Source organism: Streptomyces sp. ISL-94 (assembly GCF_018614075.1).
Taxonomy (GTDB): Bacteria; Actinomycetota; Actinomycetes; order Streptomycetales; family Streptomycetaceae; genus Streptomyces.
In genome coordinates this window covers 33,962-52,451 of the sequence record NZ_JAGGOZ010000002.1, presented here as the reverse complement: position 1 = coordinate 52,451, position 18,490 = coordinate 33,962, and the positions used below count along the sequence as shown (strand labels likewise).

26 protein-coding genes are annotated in these 18,490 nt (G+C 68.8%); 12 read left to right on the top strand and 14 right to left on the bottom strand.

The window, feature by feature from the left end; translation table 11 throughout:
* Window positions 1-102 precede the first annotated feature (102 nt).
* The 3 genes from J7E94_RS00325 to J7E94_RS00315 form a co-directional block, all read right to left on the bottom strand.
* On the bottom strand, window positions 103-690 hold the full coding sequence (locus J7E94_RS00325; protein WP_215011149.1) for a Uma2 family endonuclease: 588 nt from the start codon (window positions 688-690) through the stop codon (window positions 103-105).
* A gap of 49 nt (window positions 691-739) precedes the next feature.
* Window positions 740-1,954, bottom strand: a complete 1,215-nt coding sequence (locus J7E94_RS00320) for a hypothetical protein (protein WP_308344307.1) — start codon at window positions 1,952-1,954, stop codon at window positions 740-742.
* 350 nt (window positions 1,955-2,304) lie between these two features.
* On the bottom strand, window positions 2,305-2,727 hold the full coding sequence (locus J7E94_RS00315) for an ATP-binding protein (RefSeq protein WP_215011145.1): 423 nt from the start codon (window positions 2,725-2,727) through the stop codon (window positions 2,305-2,307).
* 153 nt (window positions 2,728-2,880) lie between these two features.
* Between J7E94_RS00315 and J7E94_RS00310 the strand changes: the two genes are divergently transcribed.
* From J7E94_RS00310 to J7E94_RS34015, 10 genes are all read left to right on the top strand, one after another.
* Window positions 2,881-3,738 carry a helix-turn-helix transcriptional regulator gene (locus tag J7E94_RS00310; protein WP_215011143.1) on the top strand — a complete coding sequence of 286 codons (858 nt, stop codon included), beginning with the start codon at window positions 2,881-2,883 and terminating at the stop codon, window positions 3,736-3,738.
* Entirely contained in the window at window positions 3,735-3,923 is a 189-nt protein-coding gene (locus J7E94_RS00305; protein ID WP_215011141.1) for a DUF397 domain-containing protein, read from the top strand. Before J7E94_RS00310 ends, J7E94_RS00305 begins: the two co-directional genes overlap by 4 nt.
* 27 nt (window positions 3,924-3,950) lie before the next feature.
* Window positions 3,951-4,139: a DUF397 domain-containing protein gene (locus J7E94_RS00300; RefSeq protein ID WP_215011139.1), complete on the top strand. Its 189-nt coding sequence runs from the start codon at window positions 3,951-3,953 to the stop codon at window positions 4,137-4,139.
* 69 nt (window positions 4,140-4,208) lie between these two features.
* On the top strand, window positions 4,209-4,673 hold the full coding sequence (locus tag J7E94_RS00295) for a hypothetical protein (protein WP_251055894.1): 465 nt from the start codon (window positions 4,209-4,211) through the stop codon (window positions 4,671-4,673).
* Window positions 4,670-5,389 (top strand): hypothetical protein, encoded by a 720-nt coding sequence (locus tag J7E94_RS34030; RefSeq protein ID WP_251055893.1) that lies wholly within the window; start codon window positions 4,670-4,672, stop codon window positions 5,387-5,389. Before J7E94_RS00295 ends, J7E94_RS34030 begins: the two co-directional genes overlap by 4 nt.
* Window positions 5,386-6,057, top strand: a complete 672-nt coding sequence (locus J7E94_RS34025) for a hypothetical protein (RefSeq protein WP_251055892.1) — start codon at window positions 5,386-5,388, stop codon at window positions 6,055-6,057. Before J7E94_RS34030 ends, J7E94_RS34025 begins: the two co-directional genes overlap by 4 nt.
* A complete protein-coding gene (locus J7E94_RS00285; protein ID WP_215011137.1) occupies window positions 6,054-6,377 on the top strand; it encodes a hypothetical protein in 324 nt (107 codons plus the stop codon). The genes J7E94_RS34025 and J7E94_RS00285 overlap by 4 nt, the downstream gene beginning before the upstream one ends.
* Window positions 6,374-6,694, top strand: coding sequence for a hypothetical protein (locus J7E94_RS00280; protein ID WP_215011135.1), 321 nt, complete (start codon window positions 6,374-6,376; stop codon window positions 6,692-6,694). Before J7E94_RS00285 ends, J7E94_RS00280 begins: the two co-directional genes overlap by 4 nt.
* 122 nt (window positions 6,695-6,816) lie before the next feature.
* Window positions 6,817-7,413, top strand: a complete 597-nt coding sequence (locus J7E94_RS34020; protein WP_251055891.1) for a recombinase family protein — start codon at window positions 6,817-6,819, stop codon at window positions 7,411-7,413.
* Window positions 7,337-8,260, top strand: coding sequence for a recombinase zinc beta ribbon domain-containing protein (locus tag J7E94_RS34015; RefSeq protein ID WP_308344306.1), 924 nt, complete (start codon window positions 7,337-7,339; stop codon window positions 8,258-8,260). The genes J7E94_RS34020 and J7E94_RS34015 overlap by 77 nt, the downstream gene beginning before the upstream one ends.
* A 107-nt stretch (window positions 8,261-8,367) precedes the next feature.
* Here J7E94_RS34015 and J7E94_RS00270 read toward each other — a convergent pair whose 3' ends face one another.
* The 5 genes from J7E94_RS00270 to J7E94_RS00250 all read right to left on the bottom strand — a co-directional run bounded on the left by J7E94_RS00270 (window position 8,368) and on the right by J7E94_RS00250 (window position 12,845).
* Entirely contained in the window at window positions 8,368-9,672 is a 1,305-nt protein-coding gene (locus J7E94_RS00270) for a dicarboxylate/amino acid:cation symporter (RefSeq protein WP_215011133.1), read from the bottom strand.
* Between the two features lie 400 nt (window positions 9,673-10,072).
* Window positions 10,073-10,423 carry a DUF4229 domain-containing protein gene (locus tag J7E94_RS00265; RefSeq protein WP_215011131.1) on the bottom strand — a complete coding sequence of 117 codons (351 nt, stop codon included), beginning with the start codon at window positions 10,421-10,423 and terminating at the stop codon, window positions 10,073-10,075.
* A 61-nt stretch (window positions 10,424-10,484) separates the two neighbouring features.
* Window positions 10,485-11,009: a GNAT family N-acetyltransferase gene (locus tag J7E94_RS00260; protein ID WP_215011129.1), complete on the bottom strand. Its 525-nt coding sequence runs from the start codon at window positions 11,007-11,009 to the stop codon at window positions 10,485-10,487.
* Between the two features lie 148 nt (window positions 11,010-11,157).
* Window positions 11,158-12,336: an aminofutalosine synthase MqnE gene (gene mqnE, locus J7E94_RS00255; protein ID WP_215011127.1), complete on the bottom strand. Its 1,179-nt coding sequence runs from the start codon at window positions 12,334-12,336 to the stop codon at window positions 11,158-11,160.
* 53 nt (window positions 12,337-12,389) lie between these two features.
* Window positions 12,390-12,845 carry an Lrp/AsnC family transcriptional regulator gene (locus tag J7E94_RS00250; RefSeq protein WP_215011125.1) on the bottom strand — a complete coding sequence of 152 codons (456 nt, stop codon included), beginning with the start codon at window positions 12,843-12,845 and terminating at the stop codon, window positions 12,390-12,392.
* 123 nt (window positions 12,846-12,968) lie between these two features.
* Between J7E94_RS00250 and J7E94_RS35250 the strand changes: the two genes are divergently transcribed.
* Window positions 12,969-13,097: a hypothetical protein gene (locus J7E94_RS35250; protein ID WP_285440687.1), complete on the top strand. Its 129-nt coding sequence runs from the start codon at window positions 12,969-12,971 to the stop codon at window positions 13,095-13,097.
* 2 nt (window positions 13,098-13,099) lie between these two features.
* On the opposite strand, the gene J7E94_RS00245 is transcribed toward J7E94_RS35250, so the two are convergent.
* The 5 genes from J7E94_RS00245 to J7E94_RS00225 all read right to left on the bottom strand — a co-directional run bounded on the left by J7E94_RS00245 (window position 13,100) and on the right by J7E94_RS00225 (window position 17,496).
* Entirely contained in the window at window positions 13,100-13,771 is a 672-nt protein-coding gene (locus J7E94_RS00245) for a UbiX family flavin prenyltransferase (RefSeq protein WP_215011123.1), read from the bottom strand.
* 39 nt (window positions 13,772-13,810) lie between these two features.
* Window positions 13,811-14,377 carry a Uma2 family endonuclease gene (locus tag J7E94_RS00240; RefSeq protein WP_308344305.1) on the bottom strand — a complete coding sequence of 189 codons (567 nt, stop codon included), beginning with the start codon at window positions 14,375-14,377 and terminating at the stop codon, window positions 13,811-13,813.
* 44 nt (window positions 14,378-14,421) lie between these two features.
* On the bottom strand, window positions 14,422-15,345 hold the full coding sequence (gene mqnP / locus J7E94_RS00235) for a menaquinone biosynthesis prenyltransferase MqnP (RefSeq protein WP_215011118.1): 924 nt from the start codon (window positions 15,343-15,345) through the stop codon (window positions 14,422-14,424).
* Complete coding sequence (locus J7E94_RS00230) at window positions 15,342-15,812, bottom strand: hypothetical protein (protein ID WP_215011116.1); 471 nt, start codon at window positions 15,810-15,812, stop codon at window positions 15,342-15,344. Before J7E94_RS00230 ends, mqnP begins: the two co-directional genes overlap by 4 nt.
* Window positions 15,813-16,038: 226 nt before the next feature.
* Window positions 16,039-17,496: a menaquinone biosynthesis decarboxylase gene (locus J7E94_RS00225; RefSeq protein ID WP_215011114.1), complete on the bottom strand. Its 1,458-nt coding sequence runs from the start codon at window positions 17,494-17,496 to the stop codon at window positions 16,039-16,041.
* An 89-nt stretch (window positions 17,497-17,585) separates the two neighbouring features.
* Here J7E94_RS00225 and J7E94_RS00220 point away from each other — a divergent pair, with 89 nt between their 5' ends.
* Entirely contained in the window at window positions 17,586-17,912 is a 327-nt protein-coding gene (locus tag J7E94_RS00220; protein WP_215011112.1) for a PLD nuclease N-terminal domain-containing protein, read from the top strand.
* A 64-nt stretch (window positions 17,913-17,976) separates the two neighbouring features.
* Here the strand turns inward: J7E94_RS00220 and J7E94_RS00215 are convergent, their stop codons facing one another.
* Window positions 17,977-18,489 carry an SRPBCC domain-containing protein gene (locus J7E94_RS00215; RefSeq protein WP_215011110.1) on the bottom strand — a complete coding sequence of 171 codons (513 nt, stop codon included), beginning with the start codon at window positions 18,487-18,489 and terminating at the stop codon, window positions 17,977-17,979.
* Window position 18,490 lies beyond the last annotated feature (1 nt).

Below are 18,490 nucleotides of genomic sequence, written 5' to 3'. Positions count from 1 at the left end.
GGACGCTGCACGCCGCCGCCGCACTCGGAGCGGCCAGACCGGCGACCCCCTGTGCGCCCCGGGGGCGCGGCAGGCGTCGAGGCCTCCGGGCGGCCCGCCCCCTCAGAGGTAGCGGGGCAGCTCGGCGGTCGAGATGGTCCAGTCGGCGATGGTGACGTCCTCTCCGTACACGAAGTCCTTGCGCGTGGCGTAACGGGGACCATCGGAGGTGGAGTGGATGTCGGACAGCACGGCGCCCGCGCCTGTACGGGGATCGAAGATCGCGTAGACCGGGATCCCGAGCAGCGGATAGTCGCGCATTTTGCCGACCCAGTCGTTGTCGGGGTTCGAGCGGGACACGACCTCGATGGCGGCGATGAGGGTCCGGGGGTCGAAGGAACCCTGGATCTCCATGTCGGCCTCGGCAATGAGGATGATGTCGGGCAACCGCATGATGCCCTCGGGCTCCGCCTCGACATCGGGGGCCCCCGTGTGCGCCGCAAGCTCCTCCGGCATCACCTTTTCCAGCCGTTTCCGGAGACGCAGCGCGGTCAGCTCGTGAGGGCCGGACGGAGCCATCATGTCGTGGACGATGCCGTCCTTGGTGATCTCGAACTTGCCGGGAACCGTGTCGTCCAGCGACCGCACGACATCGCGCATCGCCTGGTATCGAAGGCTGTCGCGCCGTGCGTCGTCCTGGGCGATGGTCATGGTGTCGGCTCCTCGCCTGTCCCCCGGGGCCCGAGTCATCACCTTCATGCTAAGCGGCCGCCTGAACATCGGGCGGGCAGTCGCGGCAGCGGCCCGGCGCCGGTGCGCGGAAGGCGCGTTCGCAGCCGTCGCAGGTCTGGAAGGGATCGGGGGGCCTCACGGGCCGTACGGCAGGGGCCGCGGGCAGGTTCGGCGGGATCCCCGCCTTGAGGCGGTAGCCGATCACGGCGGCAGGGTGGCGCATGTCGTCGGGCAGCCGCGCGGACAGCACATGCCGTACGGCCTCGGGCTCGGCCCCGCGCGCCAGCCAGGTCGAAACCCCGGGCGCGAGCCGGCGTACGTCGCGCTCGGCCAGCAGCAGGCGCGGATCGTCCTCCCGCAGCCGCGCGAGCAGGTCCATGGCGTCCTGATGCGCGAGCGCTGCCGCGCCGGGCGAGTGCAGTTCGACCTCCGACCCGGCGGGCGGCTCGGGCGCGACCACCGACTCCGGCATCGGCCCCGAAAGCGGCTCGGGCACGGGGCCCGGCTCCGGCCCCGGCTCCGGCTCGGCCACAGCGAGCGGCTCCGGCTCCGTCACCGCCAAAGCCGCCGACGCTGACATCGGCACGGGCTCGCTAACCGGCCCCGGCCCGGGGACGGGCTCCGGCACGGAGACGGGCCCCGGCTCCGGCGCGGGCTCCGGCTCCGGGTCCGTCACCGCCAAAGCCGCCGGCACCGGCACCGGCACGGGCTCGCTAACCGGCCTCGGCCCGGGGACGGGCTCCGGCACCGAGACGGGCCCCGGCTCCGGCGCGGGCTCCGGCTCCGGCGTGGCCACAGCGAGCGGCTCCGGCATCGGCTCGGGCGCAGCCACCGGCTCCGGGTCCGTCACCGCCAAAGCCGCCGACGCCGACATCGGCACGGGCTCGCTAACCGGCCCCGGCCCGGGGACGGGCTCCGGCACGGAGACGGGCCCCGGCTCCGGCGCGGACACCGCCACCGACACCGGCGCCGAGGCAGGAACGGCCCGTGCGGAAGGCCGGTTGTAGGACACGGTCCGCGTGACGATCTGCCCACTGGCCAGCCGCACACGAGTCCGCTCCAGGTATCCGTGCGCCTCCAACTCCCTGAGCGCGGCCGCAATCCGCGCCTCCCCCTCACGGAACCGCTCGGCCAGCCGCTTGATGCTGACGCGGGCACCGGTCGGCAGCGACTGGATGTAGGCGGCGAGGCCGATCGCGACCAGCGACAACGAGTGATGCTGGGCGAGGTGGTTGCCGATCACCACGTAGTGATCGGCGTGCCGGACGTTGACATGAACGACACCGGGTTGGGCGGTCCCGGCGCGAACACGGGACGAGGCGCGCGAGGGCGCGCTAAGCTGCCGAAGAGCCATTGGGAAGGTGCTGACTTCCTAGTTGGTCAGGCCCTCGATCGGGATGCCAGTCCCGGCGGGGGCCGTCTCATGTCTGATGTTGTGCGCCGAGCATATGCCCGGCAACCAGCCCGAAATCCAGCTCAGTTGGCACAGTTCACCCGTCCGAGTTACGGGGAGCCGGAGGGGTGGGGTTGGTTGGATTTACCTCCGTGATTTGAGTGGTGACGTCTAAGCGAACCGGGTCCCGGTTCCCCGCGTCACGGTTCCCCACGCCATCCGGGCACATCCAGCTCCGCCCACACCGACTTGCACGGCGGCAGCCCCCGGTCCACCCCCCAGCGGTCGGCCATCGCAGCCACCAGCACCAGTCCCCGCCCGGCCTCCGAGCCCCCGTCCGCGTCGCGGATACCCGGGACCCGGTCGCCACAGCTGTCCACCACCTCGATCCGCAGCACCCCACCGCCCAGCGCGAGCACGATCCGGAAGCCCCGCCCGGTGACGCGGCCATGGGTCACCGCGTTGGCGGCGAGCTCGGCCACGATGAGCGCCGCCTCCTCCGAGGGCAGCCCCCAGGTGGCGAGCTTCTCGACGGCGAGCCGGCGGGCCTGGCGGGCCCCGCGGGGCGTGGCGGCGAGCTGGGCGGCGAATCGGCCCTCGGAGTCACAGATTTGAGTGTTCACGTGACTGAGCGTGGCGGTTCGTGCGTACCGTGGGAAGCGGTACCGCCCTTGCGTCCCGCACTTGTCCGGACGTTGTCCGGTGCTGTCCCGGCTGTCCCACGCGGCACCTGGGCAAGGGGCGTTGAGGATATTGGTGCGTCGGAGGTGGCACGCATGAGCGTGGACAGTGACGGTACGGAAGACGCCGGCTGGGACGTCGATCCCGAGGACGAGCAGGGCTTGGCGGTCCTGGCCGCACTCGGCCGCCAGCTCCGGGCCTGGCGCGAGGAGGCGGGCATGCGAGCCGCCGACTTCGGCACGGCGCTCGGGTACGGGGAGGACCTCGTCCGCAAGATCGAGGGCGGGAAGCGGATCCCCCGCCCCGAGTACCTGGACAAGGCGGACGAGGTACTGCGGGCGGGCGGCAAGATCGCCGCGATGAAGGCCGACATGGAGCAGGTTCGCTACCCGACGAAGGTGCGGGCCCAAGCGCAGCGCGAGCGTATGGCAGTCGAGATCGGCGTCTACCGCATCCACGGGATACACGGCCTTCTGCAGACGGAAGACTACGCCCGGGCGCTCTTCGAGATGCGGCAGCCTGCCTACACCCAGGACGAGGTGGAGCGATATGTGGCCGCACGCATGGCCCGACACACCGTCTTCGAGCGGGAACCCGCCCCGTCGCTCAGCATTGTCCAGGAAGAGGTGACACTACGCCGCCCCATCGGGGGCACAATGGTGTGGCGTCGACAGCTCGAACGTCTGCTGGAGGTAAGCCGGTTGCGTCATGTGGCCCTCCAAGTAATGCCGATCAACCGCGAGGTCCATGCCGGCATGGACGGTGGGATCGAAGTGCTGAAGTTCGGAGACGGCAAGGCGGTGGGACGCTCCGAAGGCGCCTTCGGCGGGCGCCCGGTCTCCGACCCCAGGCAGCTCCGGATCCTTGAGCTGCGCTATGGCATGATCCGGGCCCAAGCGCTCACGCCCCTGGAGACTCGGGGCTTCATCGAGGAACTGCTGGGAGAGACATGACCGACAACCCCGAGCTGCACTGGTTCAAGAGCAGCTACAGCGACGGCAGTGAGGGCGACTCCTGCGTCGAGGTGGCGAACTCACCGGCCACGATCCACATCCGCGACTCCAAGAACCTCCAGGGCCCCCAACTCGCCTTCGCCCCCCGCGCCTGGACCGGATTCGTCGCCCACGCCCGCGGATGACGACCCGATGCGAGAGCTAGGAGAAACGTGATCCACAACCCCGAGCTGGACTGGTTCAAGAGCAGCTACAGCGACAGCGGCGACATCAACGACTGCGTCGAGGTGGCCAACACCCCCGCCACGATCCACATCCGCGACTCCAAGAACCTCCAGGGCCCCCAACTCGCCTTCGCTCCCCACGCCTGGACCGGATTCGTCGCCCACGCCCGCGGATGACGACCCTTTGACGGCGGTGGTGTTGATCCGATTGGCCACCACCTGAGCCCCTTTAGGATGGGCATGGGCATGACCATCTCATCCCGGGGGGACCAGATTTCGTTCGACGCAGAATGGGCGCAGCACAAGGCCGACGCCCTCGCCGGCATGCGCCTCAACCACGTCGCACCCGAGGCAAGCGGCAGCTCAAGCTCCAGCGCCAACGGCAGTCTGCTGGCCGGGGTCGGGTCCATCAACGGCAATGCGAACCTCCTCATCGAGATCGCCGCGCTCCTGCACGAGGGCCGCCCGGATGGCGACGCGAGCACGATGGCCCGCGCACCCAGGGCGCACCCGGACGTCGCCGCGCAAGCGCTCCGCTTCGCGCGCTTCGCCGACGATCAGTTCAAGGACACGATCGCCCTCTTCGCCGGTCTGGCCACCCGCCTGAAGACCACCGGCACCGACTTCGCCCACGTGGACGACGGCACCGCCCGGTCCTTCCTCGACAACCTCCTCGAATCAGGGCAGTACGTAGCACCGGAGTGCAAGTGAGTGGGCTGAGTTACCGCAAGGACGTCGAGTTCCTGGAGGAGTGCAATCCGCCCCTCGTCGAGCGCAATGCCGCCGAGTTCCGCAGGCTGCGCGATCTCCTCGTCCAGGTGGAGGAACCCGCCAGGCGCGCGGAGACCCGTACCGAGTGGCACAGCGCCAACAGCCACACGTACACCTCGCGCCTGAAAGAGGCCCGCCAGCTCATCACCCACATCGCCGAGGGGTACGACAAGGCCGCCAGCGCCCTGAACGCCTACGCCCTGGCGCTGACCACCGCCAAGACCCACTACCGCGACGGCAAACGCTCGGAGCGGGCACTCGCCGCGCTCATCGGGACCAAGGGCACCGCGATCACCAAGGTCGCGCAGGAGGCGGAGCCGATGCGCCAGTGGGAGGACATGCGGGCGACCACCGGGGTCCTCGACTTCTTCGCCGAACTCACCATGGACGTGGACGACATCCGGGACGAGGCCAACCGCCTTCACGACGCCGCGGGCGGCAGCTTCCACCTGGCGAAGACGGTCGAGCAGGAAGCGCGCAGCACGTGCGTGCACGCGCTGAAGCAGGCGCACGAACTGCTCCCCGACTTCAAGATGCCGGGCAGCGCCAAGCGGCCCGACCTGTACGCGGCGATGGCGGACATCCGCCGGGAGGCGGCGGAGGCCGCCACCAGCCCGCTGGCCCATCTGCCGGGCAGCGGCCCCAAGCGGAGATGACGGGGCCGATCGGGAAGACGGAGATGTCGCCGGAGCTGCGGGACATCCGGATGCGGATCGCGGGACTGCCCGAGGTCGACGACAGCTACTGGAACCCGCCGGACGGCGATAAGGAGAAGGCGGCCTGGATCTCCCAGAAGAAGGAGATCCTCCGGGCGGCCGCCCAGCACGCGGGACTGCCCGAGGAACTGGTCGCGGGGATCGCCTGGAAAGAGATCGCCGGGCAGCCCGGGATCTTCGACGACGGCAGCGATACCGTGCGCCAGTGGGCCGAATCCCCCTTGAGTCCCATCACCCCGGAGAACCTCCCCAGCCGGGCCGGCGGAGCACCCGACGAGACCTCCTTCGGCCCGATCGCCATCCAACTCCGGCGCGGTGCCGAAGTACTCGGCTACGACCCGGCGCACCTCACTGAGGATCAACGCGACCTCGTGGAGGAGTCGCTCCAGGACCCGAGGCAGAATGCCTTCATCGCCGCCGGTTTCCTTGCTCAGATCAAGGCAGAGGCGGGCTATGGCGACGTCCCCGCCGACCAGCTGACCGACGCCCAGATGCGGGAGATCGCCGCCCGCTACAACGGCGGCCCGTATTGGCAGTCGGAGAAGGCCCAGAACTACGGCAACGACTTCGGCGACAGCCTCCGCAAGGTGAAGGACGCGATGCGATGACAGACGGGCGGCCTGTAGACCGCGACCCGGACGAGCGGCGTCGATGGTTGCGCTGGGTACTCGGCGTACCCCTCGGGATCACCCACGTGGTGAACGCAGCCACCGTCTATCTCATACTCCGTTACCCGCCGCAGGCTGACTGGGACGACCAGGGGTACGCCGGGACTGCCGCGATGTGTCTGATCTCCATCGGCCTGAGCGTCATCGGGATCCTGATCACCCTCATCCCGCCGGTCCGCCGAACCCTCGGCCTGTGGTGGTTCGCCCCTCCCCTCCTCCTGGGGGTGATCGCGTGGGTGCGTATCGCAACGCTCGAATGAGACTCCCCCGGGAGAACATCGACCTGCCCGAGGACCGGGGATGCCTGAGGTGGGTGCTGGGGGTTCCGCTTGGGTTCATCCACCTGCTGAACGCCGGCGCCGTGTACCTGGCCGTGTTCTTCGGGCCCCAGGGCGAGTGGGACCACCAGGGCTACGAGGGCGTTGACGCCATGTGCTTCATCTCCATGTGCCTGAGCGTGCTGAGCCTTCTCATCACCCTCATCCCCAGCGTGCGCCGGGCCATGGGCCTGTGGTGGCTCGCCCCGCCCATCGTCCTCGGGCTGATCGCCTACATCCGCGGGGAGACCCTGGGCTGAACACGCCACAGCCCCCGCCCGGGGCGGGGGCTACGGTGGCCTGGTCGCCCACCCCCGTCACCGTTTGCGTGTATGCACGTTGGTCAGTGCGCAGGTGAGTCTTCCGCTACCAGGGGTGGGGCATGGCCAAGCCGAAGCGTGTGGGCATCTACGTCCGGATCAGCAAGGACCGCAAGGGTCAAGAACTCGGCGTCCAGCGCCAGGAGAAAGCGTGTCGAGAGCTGTGTGAACGCATGGAATGGGGCGTCTTCAAGGTCTACCCGGAGAACGACGTCTCGGCATCGACCACGAGCAAGAAGCGGCGCCCGCAGTACGCGGAGATGATGCGGGACGCCCGCAACGGAATCATTGACGGGGTCGTCGTCTACTCCATCGACCGTCTGACGCGCCGAATCAGCGAATTGACCACCTTCCTTGAGGAACAGAAAGAACACGGCTTTGCGTTCGCCACAACCGAGGGCGAAGACACACAGACCGCAAACGGACGGATGATCCTCACCATCAAGGGCGCGGTGGCTCAGCAGGAGACTGAGCGGATGTCGGAACGAGTGAACAACTCACTGCTCCAACGCCGGGAGCAGGGCAAACCACATGCGGGAGGAAAGCGTCAGTTCGGCTTCAAAGCCGGGACGCATCCAGGAGGTGGACGAACAGGAGAGGGAACTCATCCTCGCCGGCTACCGGATGCTCATGGACCGACAGCCCAAGACACCCGGTGACGTAACGCGACTGTGGAACGCCCTGGGTTCGACGACACCGCAGGGTGGCGTCTGGACGATCAACGCCGTCAAGCGAGTCTTCCGTGCCGAGCGAACTGGGGGAGTCGTCACCCACAAGGGCCACGACATCGGCGACAGCGTCTACGGCGCGCCGCTCACCCGCGAGCAGTGGGAGAACGTCCAAACCATCCTGGACGGACGCGCCACCCCGGCAGCTCAAGGCCAAGGCAAGCGCAAGCACGTGTACTCCGGCTTCCTTCGTTGCGGATACTGCAAGTCGATCATGCGTGTCCAGTGGGTCACCGACCAAGGGCGAACGTTCCGTCGGGCGTTCTGTCACTCGGGCCAGCGGACCGGAGGCGGACAACGTCTCGGCTGCGGAAAGGTCAGCCGCAAGTACGAGTGGATCGAGGAGCGTCTGAACGAGGTGGTGGAAGCCGCATTGGACAGGCCCAAGCCGCAGCAGCCGCCGGGGCCGGCTGAGGACCTCACTGGTGCGATCAGACTGTTGGAAGATCGCATCCATGCGATGCGCGTCATGTGGAAGGCGGGCCGGATGGAAGACGAGGACTACTTCGAATCACTGGCACACCTCCGCGGCGAACTCCAGACGCTCCGTACGCGTGAGACTGCAGCGGCCGTACGACACTCGCGCGCCGAACCCGACGCCTGGACCGTTTGGCGCGACGACAGCATCGAGAATCTCGAACGTCGCCGGACGATCGTCGCCAGCGTGATCGACAAGGTGGAGGTGTTCAGCATCGGTCGGGGACGACGGAAGCCTCCCGAGATGAACTCCATCAAGATCACGCCTGTCGGCGCAGAGGACCAGAGTCGCTCGGACTAACGAGTGTCCGGCGCCGACGAAACCACTGCGCCTCGGCCCTCGCCAACAGAACGTGCCCCGCACCCGATTCACGGGTGCGGGGCACGGGCACTACGAGCCGACGGACATCACGCAGCGGCGGCCGCCGCCACCTGCGGCTCGTCAACGGGGGACGCGCTGACGGCGTAGTACTGCTCGCGGTCGAGGATGTTCTCGCGCGACGCCACGATCACCGGAGTGACAACTTGACCGGCCACGTTCGTGGCGGTGCGCATCATGTCCAGGATCGGGTCGATCGCCATCAGCAGGCCGACGCCCGCCAGCGGCAGGCCCAGCGTGGAGAGGGTCAGCGTCAGCATGACCGTGGCGCCCGTCAGGCCGGCCGTCGCCGCGGAGCCGATGACCGAGACGAAGACGATGAGCAGGTACTCCTTGATGCCCAGCTGCACGTCGAAGATCTGCGCGATGAAGATGGCGGCGAGGGCCGGGTAGATCGCGGCGCAGCCGTCCATCTTGGTGGTGGCGCCGAACGGGACGGCGAAGGAGGCGTACTCCTTCGGGACGCCGAGGCGCTCGGTGACCTTCTGGGTGACCGGCATGGTGCCGACCGAGGAGCGGGAGACGAAGGCCAGCTGGATGGCCGGCCAGGCGCCCTTGAAGAACTGGAGCGGGCTGACCTTGGCGACCGTGGCGAGGAGCAGCGGGTAGACGCCGAACATGACCAGCGCGCAGCCGATGTAGATGTCGGCGGTGAAGGTCGCGTACTTGCCGATGAGGTCCCAGCCGTACGTGGCGATCGCGGTGCCGATCAGGCCGACGGTGCCGATCGGGGCGAGGCGGATGACCCACCACAGGGCCTTCTGGAGGAGCTCCAGGGCGGATTCGGCGAGGTCCAGGACCGGCTTGGCCTTGCTGCCCAGCTGGAGGGCGGCGATACCGGCGACGACGGCGAGGAAGACGATCTGAAGGACCTTCAGCTCGGTGAACGGCGTGACGATGTCCGTCGGCACGATCCCGGTGAGGAAGTCGATCCAGGAGCCGGTCTTCTTCGGGTCCTTGCCGTCGGCCGCGGTGAGGCCGGTGCCGGAGCCCGGGTCGGTCAGCAGGCCGATGGCGATGCCGATGCCGACCGCGATCAGCGAGGTGATCATGAACCAGAGGAGGGTGCGGGAGGCGAGGCGCGCCGCGTTGTTGACCTTCCGCAGGTTGGTGATGGACACCAGGATCGCGAAGAAGACGAGCGGGGCGATGGCCAGCTTCAGCAGCTGGACGAAGATGTCGCCGACCTTCTCCAGGGTGGTGCCGAGCCAGCTGATGTCCTGGCTGCGGGCGAGCCAGCCGAACAGAACGCCGAGCGCCAGACCGGCGATGATCTGGGCCCAGAAGGGGAACTTGAACGAGGCCTTGGCGGGGGCCTGGGGGGACGCGGACACGGACACTCTCCGGTGGTGACGCACGAAGACAGAAGGGGGGCACTGTGGTGGTGACGCGGTGCGGCAACAGCCAGAAGGGGCCGGCCGGGACCGCTGCTGTATCGATTCAGCGGAACAGCGGAACAGCTCAACGACAACAGCAACAGGCCGCGGACACGCGGCGGCAGAGGTCGACGTGCAGGCGCGCCACGAGCGGGACGCTCGTGGTCATCGGGTGCGCAGCTGTGGTCAACATGTTCAACACGCTAACACTTGCGCTTTGGGAATCTCAAAGGCGTTCTTTGAGACAGCGGCGCACCAGGCCCTCTTGCGCGGGCCGGGAAAACGCGAACGCCCCAGCGTTACGGGCGGTATCCCGGGCGCTGAGGCGGTTCGGTGTGTGAGGAAGCTAACTGGACCCCTACGGGTTCACGCGCGCCGCATCGTCCGCCAGGTCCTCCTGGCTGCGGTTCGCGGCGAGCTTCTGCTTCGCACCCGCGACGCGGCCGGAGATCTGCGCGGACATCTCGTCTCGCTGCTTGCGCAGGAGGACGAAGGAGAGCGGGGCGGAGAGGACGAGGGCGAGCAGCACGACCCAGGCGAAGTTCGCGTCACCGAGTCCGGCGGGCACCCACCCCATACGGACCAGGCCCGCGACGACGACGAGGCACCCGACGAAGATCCCCAGACGCATCGCGGTGTAGCGGATCGTCGCGCTCGGCTTGAGGGACACGGTGACCCCTTCTCTCTCGTCGTGGTCGTATGTCGTCATACGTCGGCTGGTGCCCGTCCAGTGAAGCACGCCGGACCCCCGCTCCGGCCGCCGCCCCGGGTCAGTGCAGCGGCAGCAGCATCGTGATGTCGTCGCGGTCGTCGCCCGGGGCCACGCGGATGGCGTCGGGGACGCGGCCGACCTCCTTGTAGCCGCAGGCCGCGTAGAAGTGCTCCAGGCCGTGGCCGCCGCGGCAGCCGAGGCGGATCGCGTCGATGCCCTCCATGGAGCGGGCCGCCGCTTCCGTCGCCGCCATCAGGTCGCGGCCGTATCCCTTGCCCTGGTGGCGCGGGTGGACCATCACCGTGTACGCCCACACCCAGTGGAGCTGGAGCCGGTGCGTGTTGCGGGTGAGGAACGCGGTGGCGGCCACCTGGCCCTCCTCGTCGTACCCGACCAGCAGCCGGGTGCCGCCGGCGGCGACCGCGGCGAGCTGGGTGCTCAGCGCCGGGCGGACGTCGTCCGAGGTGACGGGGGGCACAAAGCCCACCGCGCCGCCCGCGTTGGACACGTCCGTCCACAGGCTGAGGATTCCGGCGCTCAGGGCGGAGTCGACGACCGGATCCAGGGTGAAAGTAATAGCCACATGGGGATGTTATCTATTACACCGGTGGGGGTCCAGTACCGGCGAAGCCCCGATCCGGCTGGATCGGGGCTTCGTTGTTCCGTTCGGCGTTCCGTTCGCGCGTTCCGTTCGGCGTTCCGTTCGGCGTTCCGTTCGGCAGGCCGCGAGGTCAGACGCGCATCGCCTGCGGCGTCTCGCGCAGCCCCGCGTCCGGGCCGGGGTACTCACGGATGATCTCGTAGCGCGTGTTGCGCTCGACCGGGCGGAAGCCGGCCTCGCGGATCAGCTCCAGGAGGTCCTCACGGCCCAGCTTGTTCGGGGTGCCGTAGTTGTCCGCGTCATGCGTGATCTTGTACTCGACGACCGAGCCGTCCATGTCGTCCGCGCCGTGCTGGAGCGCCAGCTGGGCGGTCTGCACGCCGTGCATCACCCAGAAGACCTTGACGTGCGGCACGTTGTCGAAGAGGAGGCGGGAGACCGCGAAGGTCTTCAGCGCCTCCGCGCCCGTCGCCATCGTCGTCCGCGCCTGGAGCTTGTTGCGTACCTTGCCGTCCTTCATGTCCACGAAGTCGTGCTGGTAGCGCAGCGGGATGAAGACCTGGAAGCCGCCGGTCTCGTCCTGGAGCTCGCGCAGCCGCAGCACGTGGTCCACGCGGTGGCGCGGCTCCTCGATGTGCCCGTAGAGCATCGTCGAAGGGGTCTTGAGGCCCTTCGAGTGGGCGAGGCGGTGGATGCGCGACCAGTCTTCCCAGTGGGTGCGGTGGTCGACGATGTGCTGCCGGACCTCCCAGTCGAAGATCTCCGCCCCGCCGCCCGTGAGGGACTCCAGGCCGGCCTCGATCAGCTCGTCGAGGATGTCGGAGGCCGACATGCCCGAGATCGTCTCGAAGTGGTGGATCTCCGTCGCCGTGAACGCCTTCAGCGAGACGTTCGGCAGCGCCTTCTTCAGCTCGGAGAGCGAGCGCGGGTAGTAGCGCCACGGCAGGTTCGGGTGCAGGCCGTTGACGATGTGCAGCTCGGTGAGGTTCTCGTTCTCCATGGCCTTGGCCAGGCGCACGGCCTCCTCGATGCGCATCGTGTACGCGTCCTTCTCGCCCGGCTTGCGCTGGAACGAGCAGTACGCGCACGACGCGGTGCACACGTTCGTCATGTTGAGGTGGCGGTTGACGTTGAAGTGGACGACGTCGCCGTTCTTGCGCATCCGCACCTCGTGGGCGAGGCCGCCGAGCCAGGCCAGGTCGTCCGACTCGTAGAGGGCGATGCCGTCCTCCCGGGTCAGCCGCTCGCCGGAGCGGACCTTCTCCTCCAGCTCGCGCTTGAGCCCTACATCTTTAATAGATGCAGTCATCAGCCGGCCGCCTCCTCTAGATACCTGTCCTGCAACCGCCACCCACCGTACTCTCAGCCCTCCTCGGGCAGTTCCCCGACCCGGTTCTCCCACTTCGTCGACAGCACGATCGTGGTGCGGGTGCGCGAGACGCCCTTGGTGCCGGAGAGCTTGCGGATGATCTTCTCCAGGCCGTCCACATCGCTGGCGCGCACCTTCAGCATGAAGGAGTCGTCGCCCGCGATGAACCAGCAGTCCTCGATCTCCGCGAGGTCGCGCAACCGCCGGGCCACGTCCTCGTGGTCGGCCGCGTCGGAGAGGGAGATGCCGATCAGCGCGGTGACCCCCATGCCGAGCGAGGGCGAGTCCACGGTCGCGCGGTAGCCGGTGATGACTCCGGCGCTCTCCAGCCGGTTGATGCGGTCGGTGACGCTGGGGCCGGAGAGGCCCACGAGACGGCCCAGCTCCGCGTACGAGGCACGACCGTTCTCGCGAAGTGCCTGGATGAGCTGCCTGTCCACCGTGTCCATTACGTGGAGCCTTCCATTATTCGGCGATCCTGCAAGTCTAGGTATAGAATCTAAGGCACACAGGGGTCAATTCCCTGTGAATTCTTTCAACAGATCAATGACGATCTTCAGGAGTGGTTCACCGTGTACACGATCGAGATGGCCTACGCACACATGCGACAGCTCCAGGAGCTGGCCAACCGATCCCGTGCCCACCAGCCCGCCGCCGCGCAGCGCGTCGACAAGACCCGCAAGCCGCGCACCACGAAGTAGCGCTACCCCCGGGGGCGGGAACCACCGATCTCCCCCTCCCAACGGCGGTACAGCCGGTGCGGCACCCCTGCCGCGTCCAGCACCCGCCCCGCGACGAAGTCCACCAGATCCTGGATGTGCGTCGCGCCCGCGTAGAACGCCGGAGAGGCGGGCAGCACGATCGCGCCCGCCTCGTCCAGCGCCACCAGATGCTTCAGCGTCTGCCCGTTCAGCGGGGTCTCCCGCACCGCGACCACCAGCCGGCGCCGCTCCTTGAGCGTCACGCTCGCCACCCGCTGGAGCAGGTCCTTCGACAGCCCGAGCGCCACCCCCGCCACGCAGGCCGTGGACGCGGGGACGATGAGCATCCCCTTCACCGGATACGAGCCCGAGCTCGGGCCGGCCGCCAGGTCCCCGGCGCCCCAGTAGCGGACGTCGTCCAGTTCCGGCCGCGCGAAGGCCGCGGGCTTGCCGTCCGCGCCGCGCTCCAGCCACTCGCCCAGGTCGTCGCGCCAGTGCGCGTCGCGGAAGGCGATCCCGGTCTCGTCCAGCAGGGTGAGCCGCGAGGCCCGGCTGACCACCAGGTCGACGCTCTCCCCCGCCGCGAGCAGCCCGCGGAGTACCGCCGCCGCGTACGGCGTCCCGGATGCCCCGGAAACCCCGACCACCCACGGGGTGCGCTTGCGCTCAGTCATACCTCCGAGACTATCCGGCCACCCCTGACGCGGCGCGGGTCAGGTGGCCGTGCCGGGGTCCACCGGCAGATCGGCCGTGTCCACGGTGATCTTGCCGATGCCGGTCTCCACGACGACCGTCTGGCCGTACGGGATCACGTCCCGGCCCCGGTAGCCGTCCGGCCCGGGGTTCCACAGGGTCGTGCACTGGGCCTTGTAAGGGTCGAAGATCAGGTAGTTCGGGATGCCCCGTCGGGCGTAGGCCCCGTCCTTGATCTCGTAGTCGTTGCGGATGCTGCCCGGGGAAACCACCTCGACGACAACCTCGACGAGGTCCGGCGAGTAGGCACTGAGGTTCTTGCCCGCCTCGGTCGCGGGAACCACCGCCAGGTCCGGACAGAACTCGTTGTCGCCGTCGAAGGGGATCGCAACGTCGCTGAGGAAGCCCCAGTCGTCCGACAACTGGGCCCTGAGCGCAGTCCACAGCGCCCAGATGGTGGCGTTGTGGTGCGGCTTGAGCGGACTCATCACGATGGCGCCCTCGACAATCTCCATCCGGTAGCCCGGGAACATGTCCTCGAACCGGCTGAGCTGTGAGTGCAGGCGATCGCTTTCCGAGACAGTCACGTCGGCCTCCCTGTCCATGCACTCGATGGTAGGCCGCACAGTAACTACAGGGTCAGACCCCGGACCGCGAGATCCAGCACGGCGCACACGAAGAGGGCAATGCCGATGAACCCGTTGACCGTGAAGAAGGCCCGGTTCAGGCGGGACAGGTCGTGCGGGGTCACGATGGTGTGCTCGTAGAGGAAGGCGCCGACGACGATCACCAGGCCCGCCCAGAACAGCACGCCCGCGTCCGTGGCGAGGCCGTACCAGGCCAGCAGGCCGGTGGTGACCACGTGTGCGCCGCGCGCGCCCCAGAGGGCCGCCGCGACACCGAAGCGGGCCGGGACCGACTTGACGCCCTCCGCGCGGTCGGCGGCCACGTCCTGGCTGCCGAAGATCAGGTCGAAGCCGCCGATCCACACGCCCACGGCCAGGCCCAGGATCACCGCGTCCCAGGACCACTCGCCGGTGACGGCCAGCCAGGCACCGACCGGTCCGATGGCCTGCGCCAGGCCCAGGATGGCGTGCGGGAAGTTCGTGAACCGCTTGCCGTACGGGTACACCACCATCGGGATCACCGCGACGGGCGCCAGCGCCAGGCACAGCGGGTTCAGCAGCGCCGCCGAGCCGAGGAAGACGGCGAGCGCGATCCCGGCCCCGGTCCAGGCGGACCGGACCGACACCGCGCCGGTGACCAGCTCGCGGCCGGCGGTACGCGGGTTCCGGGCGTCGATCTCGCGGTCGATGATCCGGTTGGCCGCCATCGCGAAGGTGCGCAGGCCCACCATGCAGACGGTGACGAGCAGCAGCTTGCCCCAGTGCACGTTCCGGTCGAGCTGGAACATGGCGGTGAGCCCGGCGATGTAGGCGAAGGGCAGCGCGAAGACCGAGTGCTCGATCATCACGAGCCGCAGGAACGCCTTGACCTTGCCGGTGGCCTCCGGCGCGGGGCCGGGTCCGATCACACCGTCGGCGGTGGTCATCATGCGAGGCTCCTGCGGAACTCTTCGAGGTGGGTCAGGAGCGAGGCCGTGCGGGCCGTGTCCAACGCAAGGGTCGCGGGCTCGGTCTCCTCGCCTTCGGGCGGGGTGACGTGAACCGTGAAGTCATAGCCGTCGGCCCCGGCCGGGCGGGCGTCGAGGTGGAGTACGGCGCCGGCCTCGATCGTGAACGCCTCGCCGGTGTTCAGCGCGAGCCCCAGCCGCTCGGCGAAGTCCTCGGCCTCGGCGTCGCGCAGGCCGGGCAGCTCGAAGCCGCCGCCCTCGCCGTGCTTGTCCTCCCACATCAGCGCCCAGATGTCGCCGGGGCCCGCGAACTCCTCGGGCGAGACGCCCGCCCGCTCGGCGGCCCGCCGGACCTCCGGTTCGGTGGAGTCGATCTTCGGGCGCTCCAGGGTCACGTAGGCCCCGAGGTCGCCGATGAACAGGCCCGGGCCCGTGATCGTGGGGCTCACCTGGGCCTCGGAGTCGCTGCCAGGGCGGACTGACGTTCGTCACAGAATTGGGTATGGTGCACTACGGACAGTGCGCAGCGAGAACCAAGCACGCGCTTCCTCTTTCGCATTGCTGTTGTCCGGGCTGGTCTCAACCCGGCTGGCGCTGATCGTGGAAAACCTGACGGGCCGCCGGTCCGCCAGGCGGCGTGAGCCAGGAATCTCCCTCCCCCAGGAGGGCGAGGATTCAAAGTCCGTACTCCTTCCAGCGGCGGTCCACCAGGGCCGCCGTCGAAGGGTCGGACTCGACCATGTCGGGCCAGCCGCCGTCGCGGGTGTAGCCCTCCTCGGGGAGTTTCTTCGTGGCGTCGATGCCCGCCTTGCCGCCCCAGAACTGCTGGTAGGAGGCGTGGTCGAGGTGGTCGACCGGGCCCTCCACGACCGTCAGGTCACGGGAGTAGTCCGTGTTGCCGAGCGCCCGCCACGACACCTCGTGCAGGTCGTGGACGTCGCAGTCCGCGTCCACCACGATGATCAGCTTCGTCAGCGACATCATGTGGGCGCCCCAGATGGCGTGCATGACCTTCTGGGCGTGCTTCGGGTACTTCTTGTCGATCGAGACGATCGCGCAGTTGTGGAAGCCGCCCGACTCGGGGAGGTGGTAGTCCACGATGTCCGGCACGATGATCTTGAGGAGCGGGAGGAAGAAACGCTCCGTTGCACGCCCCAGCGGACCGTCCTCCGTCGGCGGCCGGCCGACGACGATCGACTGGAGGAGCGGGCGCTTGCGCATCGTCACGCAGTCGATCTTCAGCGCGGGGAACGGCTCCTGCGGCGTGTAGAAGCCGGTGTGGTCGCCGAAGGGCCCCTCCGGGAGCGTCTCGCCCGGCTCCAGCCAGCCCTCGATCACGACCTCCGCATGGGCCGGGACCTGCAGCGGGACCGTCTTGCAGTCGACCATCTCGATCCGCTTGCCCGCGACGAAGCCGGCGAAGAGGTACTCGTCGATGTCCCCCGGCAGCGGCGCGGTGGACGCGTACGTCACCGCGGGCGGGCAGCCGAAGGCGATCGCGACCGGCAGCCGCTCGCCGCGCTTGGCGGCGACGGCGTAGTGGTTGCGGCTGTCCTTGTGGATCTGCCAGTGCATGCCGATGGTGCGCTTGTCGTGGCGCTGGAGGCGGTACAGGCCGAGGTTGCGCACGCCCGTCTCGGGGTGCTTGGTGTGGGTGAGGCCGAGGTTGAAGAAGGAGCCGCCGTCCTTGGGCCAGGTGAACAGGGCCGGCAGCTGGTCGAGGTCCACGTCGTCGCCGGTGAGGACGACCTCCTGCACGGGCGCGGCCTCGCCCTTCACCTTCTTCGGCGGCACGTGCACCATCGAGCCGAGCTTCCCGAAGGCCTCGCGGACCCCGATGAAGCCCTGCGGCAGCTCCGGCTTGAGCAGGCCGCCGATCTTCTCGCTGATCTCGCCGTACGACTTCAGGCCCAGGGCCTTGAGCAGGCGGCGGTCGGTGCCGAAGACGTTCATGGCCAGCGGCATCGCCGAGCCCTTGACGTTCTCGAAGAGGAGCGCCGGGCCCCCCGCCTTGTTCACTCTGTCGACGATCTCCCCGACCTCCAGGTACGGGTCGACTTCGGCCTTGATGCGCTTGAGGTCGCCCTCCCGCTCCAGAGCCCGGAGCAGCGAGCGGAGATCGTCGTAAGCCATAGGGGCCAGTATCCGTCACCTACTACCCTGGAAGGGTCACCGGGGCCCGTGCGGCCCCGCCGCCACTGCCCGGGAGTCGGTCCCACACCGTGCTGCGCTATCTGCCGTTCCTGCTGATCATCGCGCTGACCATCTACGCCTTCATCGACTGCCTGAACACGCCCGAGGAAGAGGTCAAGCACCTGCCCAAGGTGGTGTGGGTGCTCATCATCCTGCTCTTCTCCATCGTCGGGCCGGTGGTGTGGCTGTTCGCGGGCAAGAAGCGGGTGGCCTCCGGAGGCGGACGCGGACCCCGCGGCCGCACCCAGTGGGTCGCGCCCGACGACAACCCGGAGTTCCTGAAGTCCCTGCGCGACGAGCAGAAGAAGGACCGGGACCAGGGACCGGGCACCGACAAGGGCGACCCGCAGCCCTAGTGCTGTGACCGCTCGGCCACCACCACCCTCCTCGACGGCCAGGAGCAAAGGAGGCGCGCAGCTCTTACGTGCTGGAGAGGGACGCGTAGTCCGCGCGCAGCTCGCTCCAGTGGGCGTCCGTCCAGGCGGCCCAGTCCGCGGGTCTCGCCGGGCGCCCGTCGAGGGCGGATTCCAGCAGTTCGAAGTGCTCGTGCCAGCCCGCCAGGCAGTCCAGGCGCTCGGTCTCGGTGCCGGACCGCTCGTGCACGAACCGGATGACCGTCGAGTCCGTCCCCACCGGCTCCAGGTGGAAGCGGATCTTCTCGTCCCCGGACACCGTGTACTCCACGACCCGCTCGACGTCCCAGGCCGTGATCCGGCCGGTCGCCACCGTCCCGGTGTTCGGCCGGCGCAGCGTGACCGCCCCGCCCAGCCGGCGCTCCAGGACCTCGGCCTCGGCCAGCCAGCCCCGCAGCCCGTCCGGCGTGGTCAGGACGGGCCACAGCTCCTCGTACGCGTACGGCAGGTGCAGCTCGAACCGCAGCCGCCAGCGGTCCTCGCCGCGGCTCTCGCTGGTGCCATGGATCACAGGAGGCATG